The sequence below is a fragment of the Caballeronia sp. genome, from assembly GCF_049581465.1.
Classification (GTDB): Bacteria; Pseudomonadota; Gammaproteobacteria; order Burkholderiales; family Burkholderiaceae; genus Caballeronia.
Genome location: NZ_JBAUSA010000657.1, coordinates 1 through 15,478, shown reverse-complemented (window position 1 = coordinate 15,478; position 15,478 = coordinate 1). Strand labels below are relative to the sequence as shown.

Annotated in this window: 14 protein-coding genes and 1 pseudogene; 5 read left to right on the top strand and 10 right to left on the bottom strand. The window is 59.7% G+C overall.

Annotated features, from left to right (window positions below; translation table 11 throughout):
• A partial coding sequence (locus WCA53_RS16235; protein WP_423912363.1) for an alcohol dehydrogenase catalytic domain-containing protein occupies nt 1-477 on the bottom strand: 477 nt, incomplete at its 3' end.
• 104 nt (nt 478-581) lie between these two features.
• Here WCA53_RS16235 and WCA53_RS16230 point away from each other — a divergent pair.
• The gene (locus WCA53_RS16230) at nt 582-1,175 is read left to right on the top strand and encodes a TetR/AcrR family transcriptional regulator (RefSeq protein WP_423912360.1); all 594 of its coding nucleotides are present in this window, start codon (nt 582-584) and stop codon (nt 1,173-1,175) included.
• Between the two features lie 86 nt (nt 1,176-1,261).
• Here WCA53_RS16230 and WCA53_RS16225 read toward each other — a convergent pair whose 3' ends face one another.
• A complete protein-coding gene (locus WCA53_RS16225; protein WP_423912357.1) occupies nt 1,262-1,495 on the bottom strand; it encodes a hypothetical protein in 234 nt (77 codons plus the stop codon).
• Between the two features lie 440 nt (nt 1,496-1,935).
• On the opposite strand from WCA53_RS16225, the gene WCA53_RS16220 reads away from it, so the two are divergent.
• Entirely contained in the window at nt 1,936-2,460 is a 525-nt protein-coding gene (locus WCA53_RS16220) for a BON domain-containing protein (protein WP_423912354.1), read from the top strand.
• A gap of 260 nt (nt 2,461-2,720) precedes the next feature.
• On the opposite strand, the gene cydB is transcribed toward WCA53_RS16220, so the two are convergent.
• The 3 genes from cydB to lhpH form a co-directional block, all read right to left on the bottom strand.
• On the bottom strand, nt 2,721-3,707 hold the full coding sequence (gene cydB, locus WCA53_RS16215) for a cytochrome d ubiquinol oxidase subunit II (RefSeq protein ID WP_423912352.1): 987 nt from the start codon (nt 3,705-3,707) through the stop codon (nt 2,721-2,723).
• 16 nt (nt 3,708-3,723) lie between these two features.
• Nucleotides 3,724-5,115: a cytochrome ubiquinol oxidase subunit I gene (locus tag WCA53_RS16210; RefSeq protein ID WP_423912348.1), complete on the bottom strand. Its 1,392-nt coding sequence runs from the start codon at nt 5,113-5,115 to the stop codon at nt 3,724-3,726.
• A 673-nt stretch (nt 5,116-5,788) separates the two neighbouring features.
• Complete coding sequence (lhpH, locus tag WCA53_RS16205) at nt 5,789-6,796, bottom strand: trans-3-hydroxy-L-proline dehydratase (protein WP_423912344.1); 1,008 nt, start codon at nt 6,794-6,796, stop codon at nt 5,789-5,791.
• Nucleotides 6,797-7,142: 346 nt separating this feature from the next.
• On the opposite strand from lhpH, the gene WCA53_RS16200 reads away from it, so the two are divergent.
• On the top strand, nt 7,143-8,504 hold the full coding sequence (locus WCA53_RS16200; RefSeq protein ID WP_423912339.1) for an MFS transporter: 1,362 nt from the start codon (nt 7,143-7,145) through the stop codon (nt 8,502-8,504).
• 89 nt (nt 8,505-8,593) lie between these two features.
• On the opposite strand, the gene WCA53_RS16195 is transcribed toward WCA53_RS16200, so the two are convergent.
• The 3 genes and pseudogenes from WCA53_RS16195 to WCA53_RS16185 form a co-directional block, all read right to left on the bottom strand.
• Complete coding sequence (locus WCA53_RS16195; protein WP_423912337.1) at nt 8,594-9,406, bottom strand: exodeoxyribonuclease III; 813 nt, start codon at nt 9,404-9,406, stop codon at nt 8,594-8,596.
• 47 nt (nt 9,407-9,453) lie between these two features.
• Nucleotides 9,454-10,614, bottom strand: a complete 1,161-nt coding sequence (locus tag WCA53_RS16190) for an extracellular catalytic domain type 1 short-chain-length polyhydroxyalkanoate depolymerase (protein ID WP_423912334.1) — start codon at nt 10,612-10,614, stop codon at nt 9,454-9,456.
• Nucleotides 10,615-11,378: 764 nt separating this feature from the next.
• Nucleotides 11,379-11,465 (bottom strand): annotated as a pseudogene (locus WCA53_RS16185) (IS6 family transposase); the annotation flags it as partial.
• A gap of 70 nt (nt 11,466-11,535) precedes the next feature.
• On the opposite strand from WCA53_RS16185, the gene WCA53_RS16180 reads away from it, so the two are divergent.
• Together WCA53_RS16180 and WCA53_RS16175 are read left to right on the top strand one after the other, a co-directional pair.
• Complete coding sequence (locus WCA53_RS16180) at nt 11,536-11,733, top strand: type II toxin-antitoxin system VapB family antitoxin (protein ID WP_423912331.1); 198 nt, start codon at nt 11,536-11,538, stop codon at nt 11,731-11,733.
• Nucleotides 11,730-12,101: a type II toxin-antitoxin system VapC family toxin gene (locus WCA53_RS16175; protein ID WP_423912326.1), complete on the top strand. Its 372-nt coding sequence runs from the start codon at nt 11,730-11,732 to the stop codon at nt 12,099-12,101. Before WCA53_RS16180 ends, WCA53_RS16175 begins: the two co-directional genes overlap by 4 nt.
• 119 nt (nt 12,102-12,220) lie before the next feature.
• On the opposite strand, the gene WCA53_RS16170 is transcribed toward WCA53_RS16175, so the two are convergent.
• Both WCA53_RS16170 and WCA53_RS16165 read right to left on the bottom strand, forming a co-directional pair.
• Nucleotides 12,221-13,117 (bottom strand): LysR family transcriptional regulator, encoded by an 897-nt coding sequence (locus tag WCA53_RS16170; protein ID WP_423912322.1) that lies wholly within the window; start codon nt 13,115-13,117, stop codon nt 12,221-12,223.
• A 127-nt stretch (nt 13,118-13,244) separates the two neighbouring features.
• Nucleotides 13,245-15,332 (bottom strand): pyridoxamine 5'-phosphate oxidase family protein, encoded by a 2,088-nt coding sequence (locus WCA53_RS16165; RefSeq protein ID WP_423912318.1) that lies wholly within the window; start codon nt 15,330-15,332, stop codon nt 13,245-13,247.
• Nucleotides 15,333-15,478: the final 146 nt, after the last annotated feature.

The following is a 15,478-nucleotide window of genomic DNA, read 5'->3' as shown; positions in this document are numbered from 1 at the left end:
CTGATAGGTCGCATTGCCGACCGACCCGCCAATCCCCGGAGCCAGCACGGTCATGTCCGGTTTGAATCGGGCCTGCGTCAGCGCGATCTGCGCCGTCAGATAGGCCACTGGAAGGCTGGCCGCGACGACATCGTTAATCGCGTCGGGCACGAGCACCAGATGTTCAGGTCTCACCGGCAGCCACTCTTGCCACGCACCGTTCTCGCCAACGCCATAAGGCCCCGTGAACATGACGCGGCTTCCCACCGCGAGACCGGAGTCCCCTGCATCCTCAATGACGCCAGCGCCCTCATTGCCGAGCACCAGCGGCGCCGTGGCTCGAGGATGTCCACCCGACAGGATCGTGTACTCGAGCGGCGTGACGCCGGCGGCCGTGACGCGTACCAGCACCCTGTCTGTTGCCGGTTGCGGCTTGGGCAATTCGGACTGCCGAAGGCCGCCATAGCCTGAGAGAGTTTTTGCCTCGATCGCACGCATCGCCTGCCCCTTTTAAAGTTACAGACCTGTTAGTTACTTGAACGTTACAGACAAGTCTGTTACTTTGTCAACCAGAAAATCGAAACAAGAGGAGCTTGGCGAATATGAAGGCTGAAGCCCGACCCCGTCGGGGTGCCCCGCCCAAGGGCGAAGTGAGCGCGCGCGAGCGTATCCTCGCAACAGCAAGCGAGTTGTTCTATCGCGAGGGCATCCGCGCCATCGGCGTTGACACGGTCGTCGAGCAATCCGGCGTGTCGAAGACTAGCCTCTATCGCCTGTTTGGCTCCAAGGACGATTTGATCGCCGCTTTCGCCGCCGAAAAAGATCGGTCTTTCTGGGCGTGGTGGGATCGCACTGAGGCGTTGCACGCTGATGATCCGCGCGCTTTGCTGGAAGCGCTGCTCTCTGGAATAGTGAAGCGGATCGGAAGCCCCGCTTATCGCGGCTGCCCGTTCCTGAACCTGGTGACGGAGTTTCCTGACGAGAATCATCCTGGCCGGGTCATCGCCCGGAATAACAAGGACGAAATGCGGGCAAGGCTCGTCACCCTTGCTGCCAGGCTGGGCGCGAGTGACCCCGACCGTGCCGCGTCTCAGATCGCACTGCTCATCAACGGTGCGTACGTGACCGGCCTCATGGCGAAATCGGCAGATCTAAAGGACTATCTCGTCGATGCCGCCATGAAATTGTTGGCTTAGTGGTTCGGCGAATCGAGGGCAGCACCGTCCCTCGCATGTGCACACACGACGCGTCCGCCTCGCACGAATGCGATCCGGCTAACGGGCTAACGCCTGACGACGCGCTTTAGCGTCTGCGACGGCGAGCTGCCTGTAGTCGCTGAAAAAACGCCCGAGACGCATGAACCCCAGCCCATCGCGATCGAAGAGATGTTGCGTTCGGAGCGATCGGCGAGCATGTCGCGGCGCACCCCTTCAAGGCGGTATTTCTTCAGATACGCCGAAAATCCAGGCAGCCACCCACGGATTCCTGCCACTGCGATGGGTTTCTGGTAGCTCACGATTGGTCTCCTCCTGCCGTTTCACGGCGTTGCAATTGATTGCTGACAGAGGGAATTGAATACCTGATCGGTAGTCGGAGCGATCCGTCTACTCGACGTTCGCTATCCGCTTTTTTTGGATCGTGATTGCCGCAAGTCTGGAAGCACGGTGAGCGGACATTCCCGATGCGGATGCCTAAGTCGGTCACGCACCCATGCCAGTGCTTCAAAAAAGTAGGCTGCGCTCCATAGGATTCCTATCATCGACATCAAGGTTAGCGAATCAGTTCTCCGACGCGAGACACTAGCTTCGGCAGGCGCACAAGCGAAGGAACAACCATGAATGGTGCAGAAAGCCTTCTCAAGGCACTTGTACGGAGCGACGTCAAGGCTTACCTAGCCTGATTTCAACTGAGCGAACCACGGCCACAACGGGTGTTCGGGCAAAAAAAAAGGCGGGTATGGATTACGACAGATTCTCCTCCGACCAGATTTCGCAGATACCTGATGGCTCGACCGGCTGCCATTCGAGTACTATGCTGAAGAGTGCTATCCGTTTTTTGGATAACAATCATCCTCGATCACGGTTTCTATCGACACCTACAACCCTGCATTCGACTAAAGGAAATCAAACTATGCATACTTCTTTTTCGCGTAAGGCAGTCGTCATGGCCGCAGCCGCCCTGATTGGCGTCGGAACCCTGGGAGCGAGCGTGAATTCGTTTGCGCAAGAAGGCACCTTTGCCAGGAAGTCGGCCACGATTAAGGCAAATTTTCGGCTGGAGGAAGCGGTTCAAAAAGCCTTCGATAAACAAAAGCATTTTGATAGCTCCGATGTTCGCATCCTTTCTAGAGCCGGGGTGGTGAGTCTCGAAGGGACAATGCCGGACGATGAGCAGATTCAGCGCGCAACCGCAGTGGCGACTGCGACACCGGGAGTGAAATCGGTCACGAATTCCCTCCAGGTGAAGGAAGTGGGGCATTGATATTGTTGGCGCTCGAGCAGCTAGGCGTGGTCTTTCCGGCGACCGGTGGCCAGACTAGGGTTCGAGCGCTCGACTACAGTCTGCGCGCTCAACAGCACTCACCCGATACCTCGACGCCCCCTTTCTTGACCAGCGCCATCGCGCAACGTTCCATCAGACAAATCGCGTTGTCTGTGGCGCCCGCGGCGATCGCATACCGCCTCGCCGCGCGACGCACTCAACCGGTCGAGTTTCCCTACATTGGGTAAGCCCGGCGTTCATCAGTAGTGACCCGAAGTCGGGTCGACCTTCCCTTTGAACACCCTATAGCTGTAGACCGTGTAGATCAGCATCACCGGGTAGACGAACAAGCCCTCGCCCCAGAACATGAAAGCAAGGCTTGCATGCGGCCCCGCCGCCTGGGTGAGCGTGAGCGAGAACGGAACCATATACGGCCAGAACGAAATCGCCAGCATCGCGTAAGCGCAGATGAACATCACCACGATCATGAGAAACGGCTGATTGTCGCGGTGTCGCCGGACGCCGTTCACGGTGCCTGCCATTGCACAGAGCGCGACCGCCGGCACAAGAAAGAGAATGGGACGGTCAAGCCAGCGGTGCATGATCGCGAGGTTTTCATAAAGTGCGTGAAAGAACAACACGGTCAACAGAACGAGCACCACCAAAAGCAACGGCACAATCGCCCGATACGCAGCGTCGCGTGCCTCTGCCTCGCACTTCTTGACGACCCAGCTCGCGCCGAGCAAAGCGTAGCCGGCGCATAACGCCACACCGCACAATGCCGAGAAACTGCTACACCACGTCATGAAATCGCCCGTAAAGCGGCCGTTGACGACCGGCAGCCCCTTGGCCAGCGCACCGACCATTGCGCCCTGCGTGAACGCGGCGACGACCGAACCCACCACGAAGCCAACGTTCCAGATCGCCCGTGTACGACGAGCCCTGCCACGGAACTCGAAGGCGACGCCGCGAAAGATCAAGCCGGCGAGCATCAGGACCACGGGCACATACAAAGCCGAGAGCAGCAACGCGTAAGCTTGCGAAAATGCCCCCCACAACACAACGCCCGCCACGATTAGCCAGGTCTCGTTGCCATCCCACAGCGGCGACACGGCTGCGAGCATATGAGCCCGGCGCGTTTCGTCCCGGGTCAGGCCGAACAGCATGCCCACGCCGAGGTCGAAACCGTCGAGCAACACGTACAGCAACATGCTAAGCCCGAGTATCAGTGACCAGTAGAGGATCATTGACGTGTCTCCCAGATCATTTGATCGTCGAGGGCAGCTTGGTCGCCGCCGAAAGCGGACGGTTCGGCGAGGCAGCTGGCGGCGTGCCCAGCAGGTCGTCGGCAGGTCCGGCTTTGAGTAACCTATAAATGTAGTACGTGCCGAAGGCGAAGATGAAGACGTAGGTCACACAAAACACAAGTAGCGAGGCCGCCGCCGCACGCGTCGTCAGGAACGGCGTGACGGCGTCCGCGGTGCGCAGCAACCCGTAGACGGTCCAGGGTTGCCGCCCCACCTCGGCGGTGAACCAGCCGGTGAGGGTCGCGATGAACGGTAGGGGAAAGCACAGGAATACTGTCCACAACAGCGCTCGGCGCTGTAGCAAACGCTCCTTGAGGGACAGAAGCGTGCCACCCCAGGCGACCAGCAGCATGAGGAGGCCACATCCCACCATGATCCTGAAGGTAAAGAAAGGGATGGCAACGGGCGGACGCTCGCTGCGCGCGAAGTCAGTCAGCCCGACCTCCTTCGAATCGAGGCTCATCGATGCAATCAGGCTGCCGAGCACCGGCACCGAGATCGCATAGTCGTTCTTTTCGTGCGCTGCATCGGGCCATGCAAGCAGGACTTCGGATGCGGGTTGTTCGTCGTGCCAGCGCGCCTCGATCGCCGCAAACTTGATGGGCTGATAGCGGTGCACATAATCGCCCACCAGATGCCCAAACAGCAGTTGAACCGGCAACAGGATCGCTGCGAGAAAAAGACCCATCCGCAGCATCACGCGGGCTTCGGCAAGACACATTGCGCGCAGCGAGTACCACGCACCTGTAGCCGCGACACAGAACGCGCCCGTGATATACGCCGCGAGCAGCATATGAGGAAACCGCACCCATACAACCGGACTGAAGATGATCTTCGCCCAGTCGTCCGGCGCGTAGACGCCGTTCTGGATCACGTAGCCCACCGGATATTGCATCCAGCTGTTATTCACCATGATCCAGAATGCCGAGAGCGTCGTGCCGAGCGCGACCATTGCCGTCGAGAAGAAATAGAGTCCCGGCTTCACCTTGTTCCGGCCGAACAGCAGCACGCCGAAGAATGACGCCTCGAGCATGAAGGCGGTGAAGGTCTCATAGGACAGCAGCGGCCCCTGGATCGGTCCCGAAAGGCGCGACAGTTCGCTCCAGTTCGTGCCGAACTCGAAGGCCAGCACGATTCCGGAGACCACGCCCATGCCGAAAGCGATCCCGAAGATCTTCAGCCAGAACTCGAAGACGCGGCGGTACGCGGGCCGCCCGGTAATCAGATGCAGCGCTTCGAGTACCGTCAGCCACGCCGCCAGTCCGATAGTGAAAGACGGAAAGATAATGTGAAACGATACCGTGAAGGCGAACTGCAATCGCGACAGCAAGAGCGCAGTAGTGTCCATATCTCTCCCCTAACGCACAGAGGTTGGCGTGCGCGACCAGGACGAGTGGCTGAATTGGCTGCCGTGAATCGCCCGCCAGGACATTCATCAGGTCCGCGGTCACATCGAGGTCCGCAGTGCAAGCACCAAGCAGTAGCGAGCGGCAAACGGTAAGAAGGGGCGCGGTCAGCGTCGGAAGACTCATTTTCGAGCCAAAAAGATAAACATACAACTTCGTATTGGGTGGTGCCATTACATATTCATATAGTGCAAAACGCGGCGACCTATACTTCCGTCTGACGACTCCGAAGCCTACAATTTTTTGTCAGCGACGACCACTTGAGAAGGACATTCACCGAGATTGTGGCGGACCATCGGTGCCGACGTCAGGAGAGGCTCTCACCTAACACCAGATTCGATAACCTTGAGAAATTGTTGATCCCGCCTTCGGTTCAAACCGCTGCCAAAGAGGTTGACGAATCATACCCCCGGGCGGATGCATATCGTGGGGACGGTTGCGCCCCGACCCGCGCTCAACTGATAAGGTGGCCCGCGCTTCATGGCAATTCGGAAATGAGGCTCGTTGTGTCTCTCTGCAATTGCACGCAGCGCGCATCGGCCAGGTCTGAGCCCCGAGGGTTACCGTCACCTACTCGTGTGATTCGAAGATCCTGTAATCGTGGGGGAGCACCGCTCAACGTACCAGGAATCCATACTTGAGCGGATCCCGCTCGTCGATGATCCAGTTGGCGAATCCGCATACATGGGCTGAGCCTTCGATCTCCGGGATCACGGCAGGGAACTCTCCGAGTTGCGTTTCACCTATGACGCGCGCACGAAACACCGTGCCGATAACCGACTCGTTCACTAATACCTCGTCTTGCCCGATCTCGCCACGCAGATACAGTTGCGCCACGCGGCCTGCCGTGCCCGAACCGGTCGGAGAACGGTCCACTTCCCGGTCCGCGAAAATGCAACAGTTCGCCTGAGTCGATTCGGGGAACCTTGGCGCGCCGTGAATGATCGTGCCGTAGATATGATTGATTTCCGGAATGTGCGGGTGCACGAGCGGAAATGCCCGATTGGCGGCAATCTTCACTTCCGCGCCGAATTGCTTGAGCGCCTCGACCGACGACTCACGAATCGCGAGGCCATGCGGTGCGCCGTCTGTATAGAAATAGAACGCACCCCCAAAGGCGATATCGCCTGTCACCGTCCCGTAGGTCGGCGTCTCGACGCTCACGTCGCGCCTCCAAATGAAGGATGGCACGTTAATGAATCGCACACCGTTGGCGTGCATGCCGTCCCACTTGACGAATGCTTCGATAAAACCACACGGTGCGTCGATGCCGACACGCGTCTCGGGCGATTCGCGCTGCACCCAGCCGAGCTCCACCGCAGCCGTTGCCAGCGCCATCACGCCATGTCCGCAGTGGTCGGCATATCCTTCGTTATGCAGGAAGATGACACCGAAATCAGCGGTGGGTGAAACGGGCGACGTGAGATAGCCCCCGTACATATCCGCGTGTCCGCGGGGTTCGAACATCAGGGCCTGGCGAATATTGTCCGCATGTTCGCGTACCCAGGCACGGCGCGCCACGATCGAGTCACCCTGCAGGCGGGGAAGACCCGACGTGACGATCCGGAACGGCTCGCCGCCGGTATGGACCTCGACGGTACTGATCGTGCGACTGATTTGCATATCTTTACCTCCTCTACCCTTCTATTTGGCTCGAGTACGACATCACAACTTGCGGCCGCCCTCTTCTTGAGTGGGGATACGTACTATCTCAATTCGAGATAGTACTTGATAAGCCTTGTGGAATAAGGCGCTGGGGCCCTGCATTCTTGGTCACGTTGCGGGTTGTCCCGCATTTGCGCTGTGAGACTTCGCCATTAATATCCCGCTGCGTTTCATTACGTTCGCTATTCAAACCATTGTTCGTATATCGAACTTACAGCATGGGTTAATAAATGGGGAAACCCAGATGAACCGATATGCACTGCGGGCGAATGCATTCAGTCTGTGAACATTTTAGGAAAGCGAGATGAATAAGAATGAGACAGTCAACGTTCAAACCTTCATTAACGAGCACCCGTTCTCCCGCTTTCAATGGCTGATTTTCGCCATGTGTTTCGTCATCGTCCTCCTGGACGGTTTCGACACGGCGGCGATCGGTTTCATCGCGCCGTCGCTGATCACTGAGTGGAAGATTGACCGTTCTGTGCTGGCGCCGGTCCTGAGCGCCGCTCTGTTCGGACTGGCGTTCGGAGCGCTGGTCGTTGGACCGCTGTCAGACCGCTTGGGCCGGCGCAATATCCTGATCGCCTCGGTTGGGGTCTTTGGCGTTGCATGCTTCGCTTCCGCATTCTCCGGCGATCTGCTGCATCTGACCGTCATGCGTTTTGTCACCGGCGTGGGACTCGGCGCCGCCATGCCGAACGCCGTCACCCTCATGAGCGAGTTCTGCCCGGATCGCCGGCGTGCCACGTTGATTAACCTGATGTTTTGCGGCTTCCCGCTCGGCGCGGCGTTCGGCGGATTCCTCGCGGCATGGCTCATTCCTCACTTCGGTTGGCGTAGCGTGCTGATATTCGGCGGCACTACGCCCCTGCTGCTCCTTGTCGCGCTGCTGATCGCGCTGCCAGAGTCGGTTCGATACCAGGTCGCGAAAGCGGCTCCGGTTGAGAAGGTCCGTGCCACGCTCGCCCGGATCGCGAGCGATGCCTCCAACGCCGTTTCATTCGTGCTGACTGAACGGGCCCCGGCGGTCGCCGGAAAAAGCGGCATCAAGCTGGTGCTGTCGTCGTCGTACATCGTCGGGTCGATCATGCTTTGGCTTGCCTATTTCATGGGACTGGTCATCTTCTATGCTTCGATCAACTGGATGCCGATCCTGTTGAAAGAAGCCGGCCTGAGCCCGCAACACGCCACACTGATTTCCGCGCTCTTCCCACTCGGCGGCGTTGGCGCTGTATTGTGCGGCGTCCTGATGGACCGGTTTAATCCGAATCGAATTATCGCCGCGTGCTACGCACTGACCGCCATCAGCGTGTACTGCATCGGGCACGCCGTCGGAAACATCGGCTTGCTGATGCTCGCTGTGTTCGTCGCGGGTGTGCTGATGAACACCGCGCAATCGTCGATGCCCGCGCTAGCGGCCGAGTTCTACCCCACCCAGGGACGGGGCACCGGTGTCGCATGGATGCTAGGCCTCGGCCGGTTCGGCGGCATCGCAGGGTCGTTCCTGGTCGCCAAACTGACGCAGCAACACTTTACTTTCGAAGGCATCTTCACCGTCGTCGCGATAGCGGGTGTCATTTCATGCGTTGCGTTACTGATCAAGCAAGCAGTTCATCCGAGGCCGCTTGTCTCCAGGAATCGGGATATGGAAGTGTCAACGCACTAGTTCGCAGCCGCTGAATTGAACACAGCGCGTTACCGCCTCGCGGATATAGGGCAACGCAACGTGCGTTCGTTGCCCCCTCTATTGATCGGCTAAACCGCCCCTTTGGGTGCCGCACGTCGCGTGGTTTTCGCGGCGCCCAATTCGATCCAGGTCGGCGCATGATCGCTGGCATGGGGCTGGCCGCGCACCCACTTATCGACGCCCGCCGTCTTCAGGCGCGCCGCGACATGCTTGCTCAGCAATAAATGGTCGATGCGAAGACCCGAATCGGTCTGCCAGTGCTGGCGGAAATAGTCCCAGAACGTGTAGATTCGTTCGTCGCCGTAAACATGACGAAGTGCATCCGTCCAGCCCTGCGCGACGAGGCGCTCGAAACATTCGCGGGTCTCAGGTTGCAGCAGCGCATCCTTTTTCCACGAGCGCGGATTGTAGATGTCTTCATCGGTGGGAACGACATTGAAGTCGCCTGCCAAAATGACCGGGTGGCCGCTTTCGAGCAGCGCGGCCGCATACGCGATCAGCCGCTCGAACCACGCGAGCTTGTAGTCGAACTTAGGCCCGGGCTGCGGATTGCCGTTGGGCAAATACAGGCAGCCGATCACGATGCCATCGATCGCCGCTTCAATGTAGCGGCTATGGGTATCGTCCTTGCCACCGGGGAGGCCGCGCCGGCTTTCTATCGGATCGCCTCCTTTCTGCAGGATCGCGACGCCATTCCACGATGCCTGCCCTTGCCAGATCGCACCGTAGCCCGCCGCATTGATCTCGGCGATGGGAAACGCCGAATCCCCTGCTTTCAGCTCTTGCAGGCAGACCACATCCGGCGCTTCGCGCGCCAGCCATTCGAGCAGCCCGGGCAGACGGGAACGGATGCCGTTGATGTTGAACGTCGCTATTTTCATCGTGCGAAGGCGGGTGGCGAGTGGCGGCTTCGTTCGGGATGCCGGGCTTAGCGAAGCGGTTGGTCAAGCGCAAATTGGCCGAAGAAACGAACAATTTCCTGTGTCGCATGCGGACCGCGTACATCGGTATGGCTACCGCCAGGGTGTCCCCCTGACCATGCGTGGCCGAGCCCGTGCACCAGCCACTGCTCGCCGATCAGGACACCTTTGTGATCGTGAAAGACATGGCGGGTATAGGCGTGGCCGTTCTCCACGTTCTCCAGGTTCTCGACCTGGATCGGCCGAGGAGGCCGCGTGTCGCCCGGAGTTCCGACTAACAGTCGACGCATTGCTGAGATCTGGTCGCAGTTACGCGGATGCACGATGTCGTCGGCATCGCCGTGAAAAACAATCAGCGGCACCGCACGTGGGTGTTCGCCGTCAAAAAACGTCTCGGGCAGGCGGACCTGGCCCAAGCCGTCATTCATCGCGCAGAGTGCTGAAAGTGGCTCGTCGGCGACGCCGAAGGCCACGCCCGAATGAATCGCGGCGGCCGCATACAGGTCCGGATACATCACCGCGAGATTGACCGCCATCGCGCCGCCCGCCGACATACCCGCAACATACACACGTGCGTCATCAACGTTGTACATCGCCATGACTTCGCGCGTGAGGGCCGCGACCATCGCCGTTTCGCCCGACTTGAGCCCGCGGTCGGCTGGTCGAAACCAGTTCCAGCACCTGAGCGGATTGGCAATCTCCGACTGCTCAGGATAGACAACGATGTAACCCTGCGCTTGGGCGGCGGCATTCATCTGCGTTCCTGCCGCGAAGTCGTCCGGGTCCTGTTGCGCGCCATGAAGCATAACGATCATCGGTAAAGGCTGGCCGTCGTAGCCGCCCGGAACATAGATCTTGAAGTATTGCGTAATACCGTCGTGCTCGAAGCGACTGCTCAACCATTGAGGTTGAGGACCGCCTGCTTCACGCGCGAATTGCCTGACAGGGGCAGCGCCCGTGCGAAATTGATCATTCGACGTATCGCCGAAGAACGAAGGCGGCTCGTGCGTTACGCGTTGCGGTTTCATTTGCAGTCGTTCTTTCGCCGTGGTATCCGCAACGGTCGTCTGCGGGTCGAGGAAGAACTGCGCCGCGAGCCCGACGGGGCCGCGTGCGAAGAGCGACCAGAGCGCATCATGCACGGAGGCAAAAGGGAAGAATGGGCTCATCGGCTTTCCTAAGGAATGCTACTCACTATAAAGAACCACCCGAACTGGGTTCGGAGTCGGGGTACACGGATCAAAAGTATCCGATCAATCCACCTCTCGGCGTCGCCGCGCCCTCTCTGGCGGCTAGCGGCTTAACGCAACGTGTGTTCCCAACCAAGCCTCAATCTCCCCTGGAATAGAAAACGTACGGCAGAACGGAAATCTATTGGTCGCGCGCTCAAATGCTTCTGGGGCTTCTGGGCAGCGACCGAGACCGTCCTGCCGAGCGACGCCGCTCTTCGTCCGTACGATGGGGTTGTTATTGGGTTTGCGGTTGGCCGTGCTGAGTCGATTGAGCCTGGGCCTGCTCGTTCTGCCCTCGAGCTGCGTCCTCTTTCGCCTTTTTGCTAGCCATATGGTGGCCTACAGCGCAGCCCCCAGCGGCGCCTAGTGCTGCATGACCATCACCTACGAAGTGTCCGGCTACTCCGCCAGCAGCTGCACCCTTAACGCACTCTGCCGCGTTTGCTTCCCCAGCCATGGCCAGCGGCACGATACATACGGCCAGCGCGATTGCTCCGAATTTCATTTTTACTTCCTCAGATCTTTGGTTGAATTTCGACTTTCATGATTTCGCGTACGCCCTGTGAGCAGCAGATTTCATTCCATCCGCTACTGGATGGCTGAGCCCGGCATGACCTAGCTTCAGCGGTACTACGAGAGTCTCCGTCATCCCAGACCCCTGCCCTGTCCCTCGCGGGCGTCCGGTTAGTCATAAGTCACCGGATGCGTGAAATAGCGGTTGCGGCGCTCCTGAATCGCCTGAAGCCAAGCATGACCCTCGTCCGGGACCTTATGTTGCGATGGTCTTCCCGCTGGTCTGAAGGCACACATTTAGACATCAAATGATGCTAAAATTACCGCCTTGCTGCGGAGGCGTTTATGCGTACCACCATCGCCCTGGACGACGAATTGATCGCCAAGGCCCAGGCGTACACGGGCCTGACCGAAAAAACGGCGCTGGTTCGTGAGGCTCTCAAAGCCCTCATCCAGCGCGAAGCCGCGCGCCGACTGGCGAACCTGGGCGGCAGCCAACCGGGAATTGAGGGGGCGCCGCGTCGTCGGCAGGACCTCGAATGATTCTGGTCGACACATCAGTATGGATCGATCACATCAACGCGTCCGATTCAACGCTGTCGAACTTGCTGGCAGAGGAACGCGTGCTCGTCCACCCTTACGTAATTGGGGAAATCTCTCTCGGAAGCTTGCGCAACCGCGCAGTCGTCCTGGAAGCGCTGCGTGATCTCCCAGGCGCTCCCGTCGCCACGCCCGAAGAGATTTTTTATCTCATTGAGGGCGAACAACTGTTCAGTCGTGGCATTGGATATGTTGATACCGCACTGCTGGCATCTACGCGGTTGCAACCTGGCGTAACCATCTGGACGCGCGACAAGCGATTAAAGAAGATCGCCGACGAACTCGGATTGGGTGCAACGTTGGCACACTAGGAATCGGTTCCGAGACCACGAGGGTCGTCGCACATCTATTAGGAAACCTGAATAATTGGCCCACGCAATCACATCAAACCTGAATGGGGCAGCCCAACCCGGCAAACGCGCCGCCCCTGTCAAAGCCAGACCTGTCCCCGCAACTTATCGATCGCAAGGTCCAGAAATGCGCGCACCTTCTGGTTTGCATGCTTGCCTTCACGGTGGACGACGTGGACCGGCCACACGGCGGGTTCATAATCGGCGAGCACGATTTTCAAAGAACCCGCCTCAACCTCGCGCGCAACCTGGTACGACAACAGCCGCGCGATCCCAAGTCCCGACACGGCTGCGTCAATCGCCGAGTCATTCGTGGAAGTGACCAGGCGCGGTTGAATCGGTACGGCGAGAAGCCGGCCGTCTTCGTTGAAGCGCCACTCAGGCGCAGGCGACACGCTGCTCGCCTGAAGGGTTGTGTGGCCAGCCAGATCCTCTGGCCGTTGCGGCACGCCATATTGCTCCAGATAGGCCGGCGAGGCGCACAGAACGCGCCTGACCTTGCCTACGGAGATAGCCTGGAGGGAAGAACTCGGCAGTTCGCCGATCCGCACCGCAACGTCCACACCCTCATCGACCAGATTGACGATACGGTCGAGGAACCAGCAATTGACGGCAACGGCCGGATAACGTGTCAAATAGTCGAGCACGATCGGCATGATATAGGTCTTGCCGAACAGCGCCGGCGCACTCACGGTCAACTGGCCCCGGGGCGCGGCGTGCAAGCCTGAGGCGGTGACTTCTGCGGCGTCAATCTCGGCGAGTATTCGACGACAATCTTCGAAGTAAGTGGCTCCGGCATCCGTCAGCCTGACAACGCGCGTGGTCCGCGTCAGCAGCCTGACACCGAGCCGCTCTTCGAGCTCGGTCACCACGCGACTCACGACCGATGGCGACACGTTCAGCTTGCGCGCCGCGGAAGCAAAGCCTTCCGTTTCGACGACGCTCACAAATGTCGTCATTGCCTGCAGTCGGTCCATATCTGTCCGGAGGGGTGGGATCACCTTCAATGCGCGCTCGCTGCTCAGCCCTGCGTTCCGATTAGCGGCACGGTTTCCCGAAGGATAGCAGGTGCCGGGCGCAGCTTCGAACGGTGCGGACACGACTTCAAAGGTCGAGCATCAAGCGTTCCGTTCCACCTGCTTTGGCCTGCGCAGGCACGGCGCAACAGATCAGCGCCTCGTTGCCTGCCACCTTGAAATCGGGAGCGACCGGATAAGCCACCGCGCCTTCGACAATACGGGTGCGACACGCTCCGCAAATGCCCATGCGGCAACCGAACTCCGGCGACAAGCCGCTCGCCTCGGCCAGATCCAGCAAGAATCCACTGCCCGGCTCCCAGCTCGATTCCTTGCCGGATTTCACAAAGGACACAGCCGTCGGTTGATCCGCCAGCAGGGGCACCGGCGCCCCATCGACATCGGCGTCGACATCGACATCGCTGTGGCGTTTCAGCGACGCAGGTCCGAACGCCTCGGCATGAATCCGGTTGTCCGGGACGTCCAGCTTGCGCAGCCCGTCGTACAGGGATTGCATGAATTCCGCGGGTCCACACAGATAAAAGTCGTAGTCGTCGACCGGCAGCGTCTCGGACAAAAGCGCGATGTCGAGCCGGCCGAGGGCGTCGAAATCCTCGCCCTTTTGCGCTCCCTCGCTCTTGCCGAGTATGCGCACGACGTGTACCGCACCCTTGGCGCTCTCTTCCAGTTGCGCTATTTCGTCTGTGAAGGCTCGCTCGGCGACCGTGCGCGCCGATTGAAAGAACCACGTCGGACGAACACGCCGCGTCCGCAGCCCTTCATAAACGATGTGTCGCAACATGGCGAGCATCGGAGTCACACCGACACCGGCACCCAGCAGCACGGCGGGCCGTGGCTCAAGGGCGTCGACGGTGAACTGCCCCGCCGGGGCGCGCGCCTCGATCACACTGCCGACGCCAAGGGCGTCGTGCAGATGCTCGGACACGAACCCCTGGCGTTTAACACTGATTCGGTACAGTCCGTCCGCCGGCGCCGTGGACAACGTATAGCTTCTCAACACCGGCGTAACGGCACCCGAGGGCGTTACGCGGATCGGCAGATGCTGACCCGCTGCGTGCGGGATCAGGCCGGCGCCGTCAAGCGGTTCGAGGTGAAACGAGCGGATCACCGAACTCTCATCGACGATCTTCGCGACTTTGAACGGCCGCCATGTGCCGGCCAACTCCACCGCCTTCATGCGGCTTGCCACTTCGTCCCAGTTCCCCGTCATCAGTGAGTTCGGCGACCAGCCGCCGGCCTGGAACTTCCAGCGCAGCGGCAACGCAGCTTCGCGATAGACGATGCGGCGTGGCGTAAAGCGCCACAGTCTCTCGGCCCCCTGGAACGCTTCGATTTCGGGCGAGTCAAGATCAACGACCGCGTCACCGGCGAGCTGCAGCACGTCGCCGCTTTCGAAATCAGCGAATAATAGTCCGGCGCGCGAATTGACGAGAAAGTTGCCAAGCGTGGCGTAGAACCGGTTGCCGGCGAAGTCGGGAATCGTCAACACGCCGTCTTCACCGACGCGTACGAAACCTGCCCTGCCGCCTCGGTGCGAAACGTCGACCTGACGGCCGCCGTGGTCGTCGACATAAGACGCCACGAAAAACGTGTCGGCGCTTTCGACCATCTTGCGCGCCCGTTCGGACAGCTTATTGAGTTGCGTCGCCGCCGCAGGCGACGGGCTCGCCGGATCACGGACGAATTCGAAATCGCGCGCCTGGATGTATTGTGGACAATTACCGAAGCTCTGCCCCACATCCAGGCTAAAACCCGCATCTGTAAGGCGGCTCACTACGCCGTTGACCCGATTGCGCCGGCGTGTATGCAATTCGATGCCGATCAAAGCCACGGCATTTCCGTCGTACAGACCGGCTGAAGCGGGGTCTCGCGAGTCGCGGACGATGTCCAGTTGCAATGTGTGCTCGGTTGGCGCATGTAAAAATCCGGGCGTACCGGCAATCAGCGTGGCCCACACGTCTCCCTCGCGGTCCACCGTGCCGAGCGCGGCAAACGGGAGCTGTGCGAAGAACTTCCGATGCTGATCCGGCATAAAGGAACGGATGACCCTCCCGCCCGCCTCCCGCATCAACTCCGCAACGCCGGTGAGACGCTGGAGTTTCAGTTCGCCGGTATGCCAGGGGGACGGCGCGGTATCAGTCGAAATTGAACTCATGACTAGACTCATGTTGGATGACGGTGCGGCCGCATCGCGGCTTAAGAGGCACGGACCGACGCTCGACCCAAGGTCGGCATTGCGCTGCCAGTACGTTCTTCGTGGAAGGTGAGGCTGGGAAAGCTGAACCACTGGTGCGAAGTCTA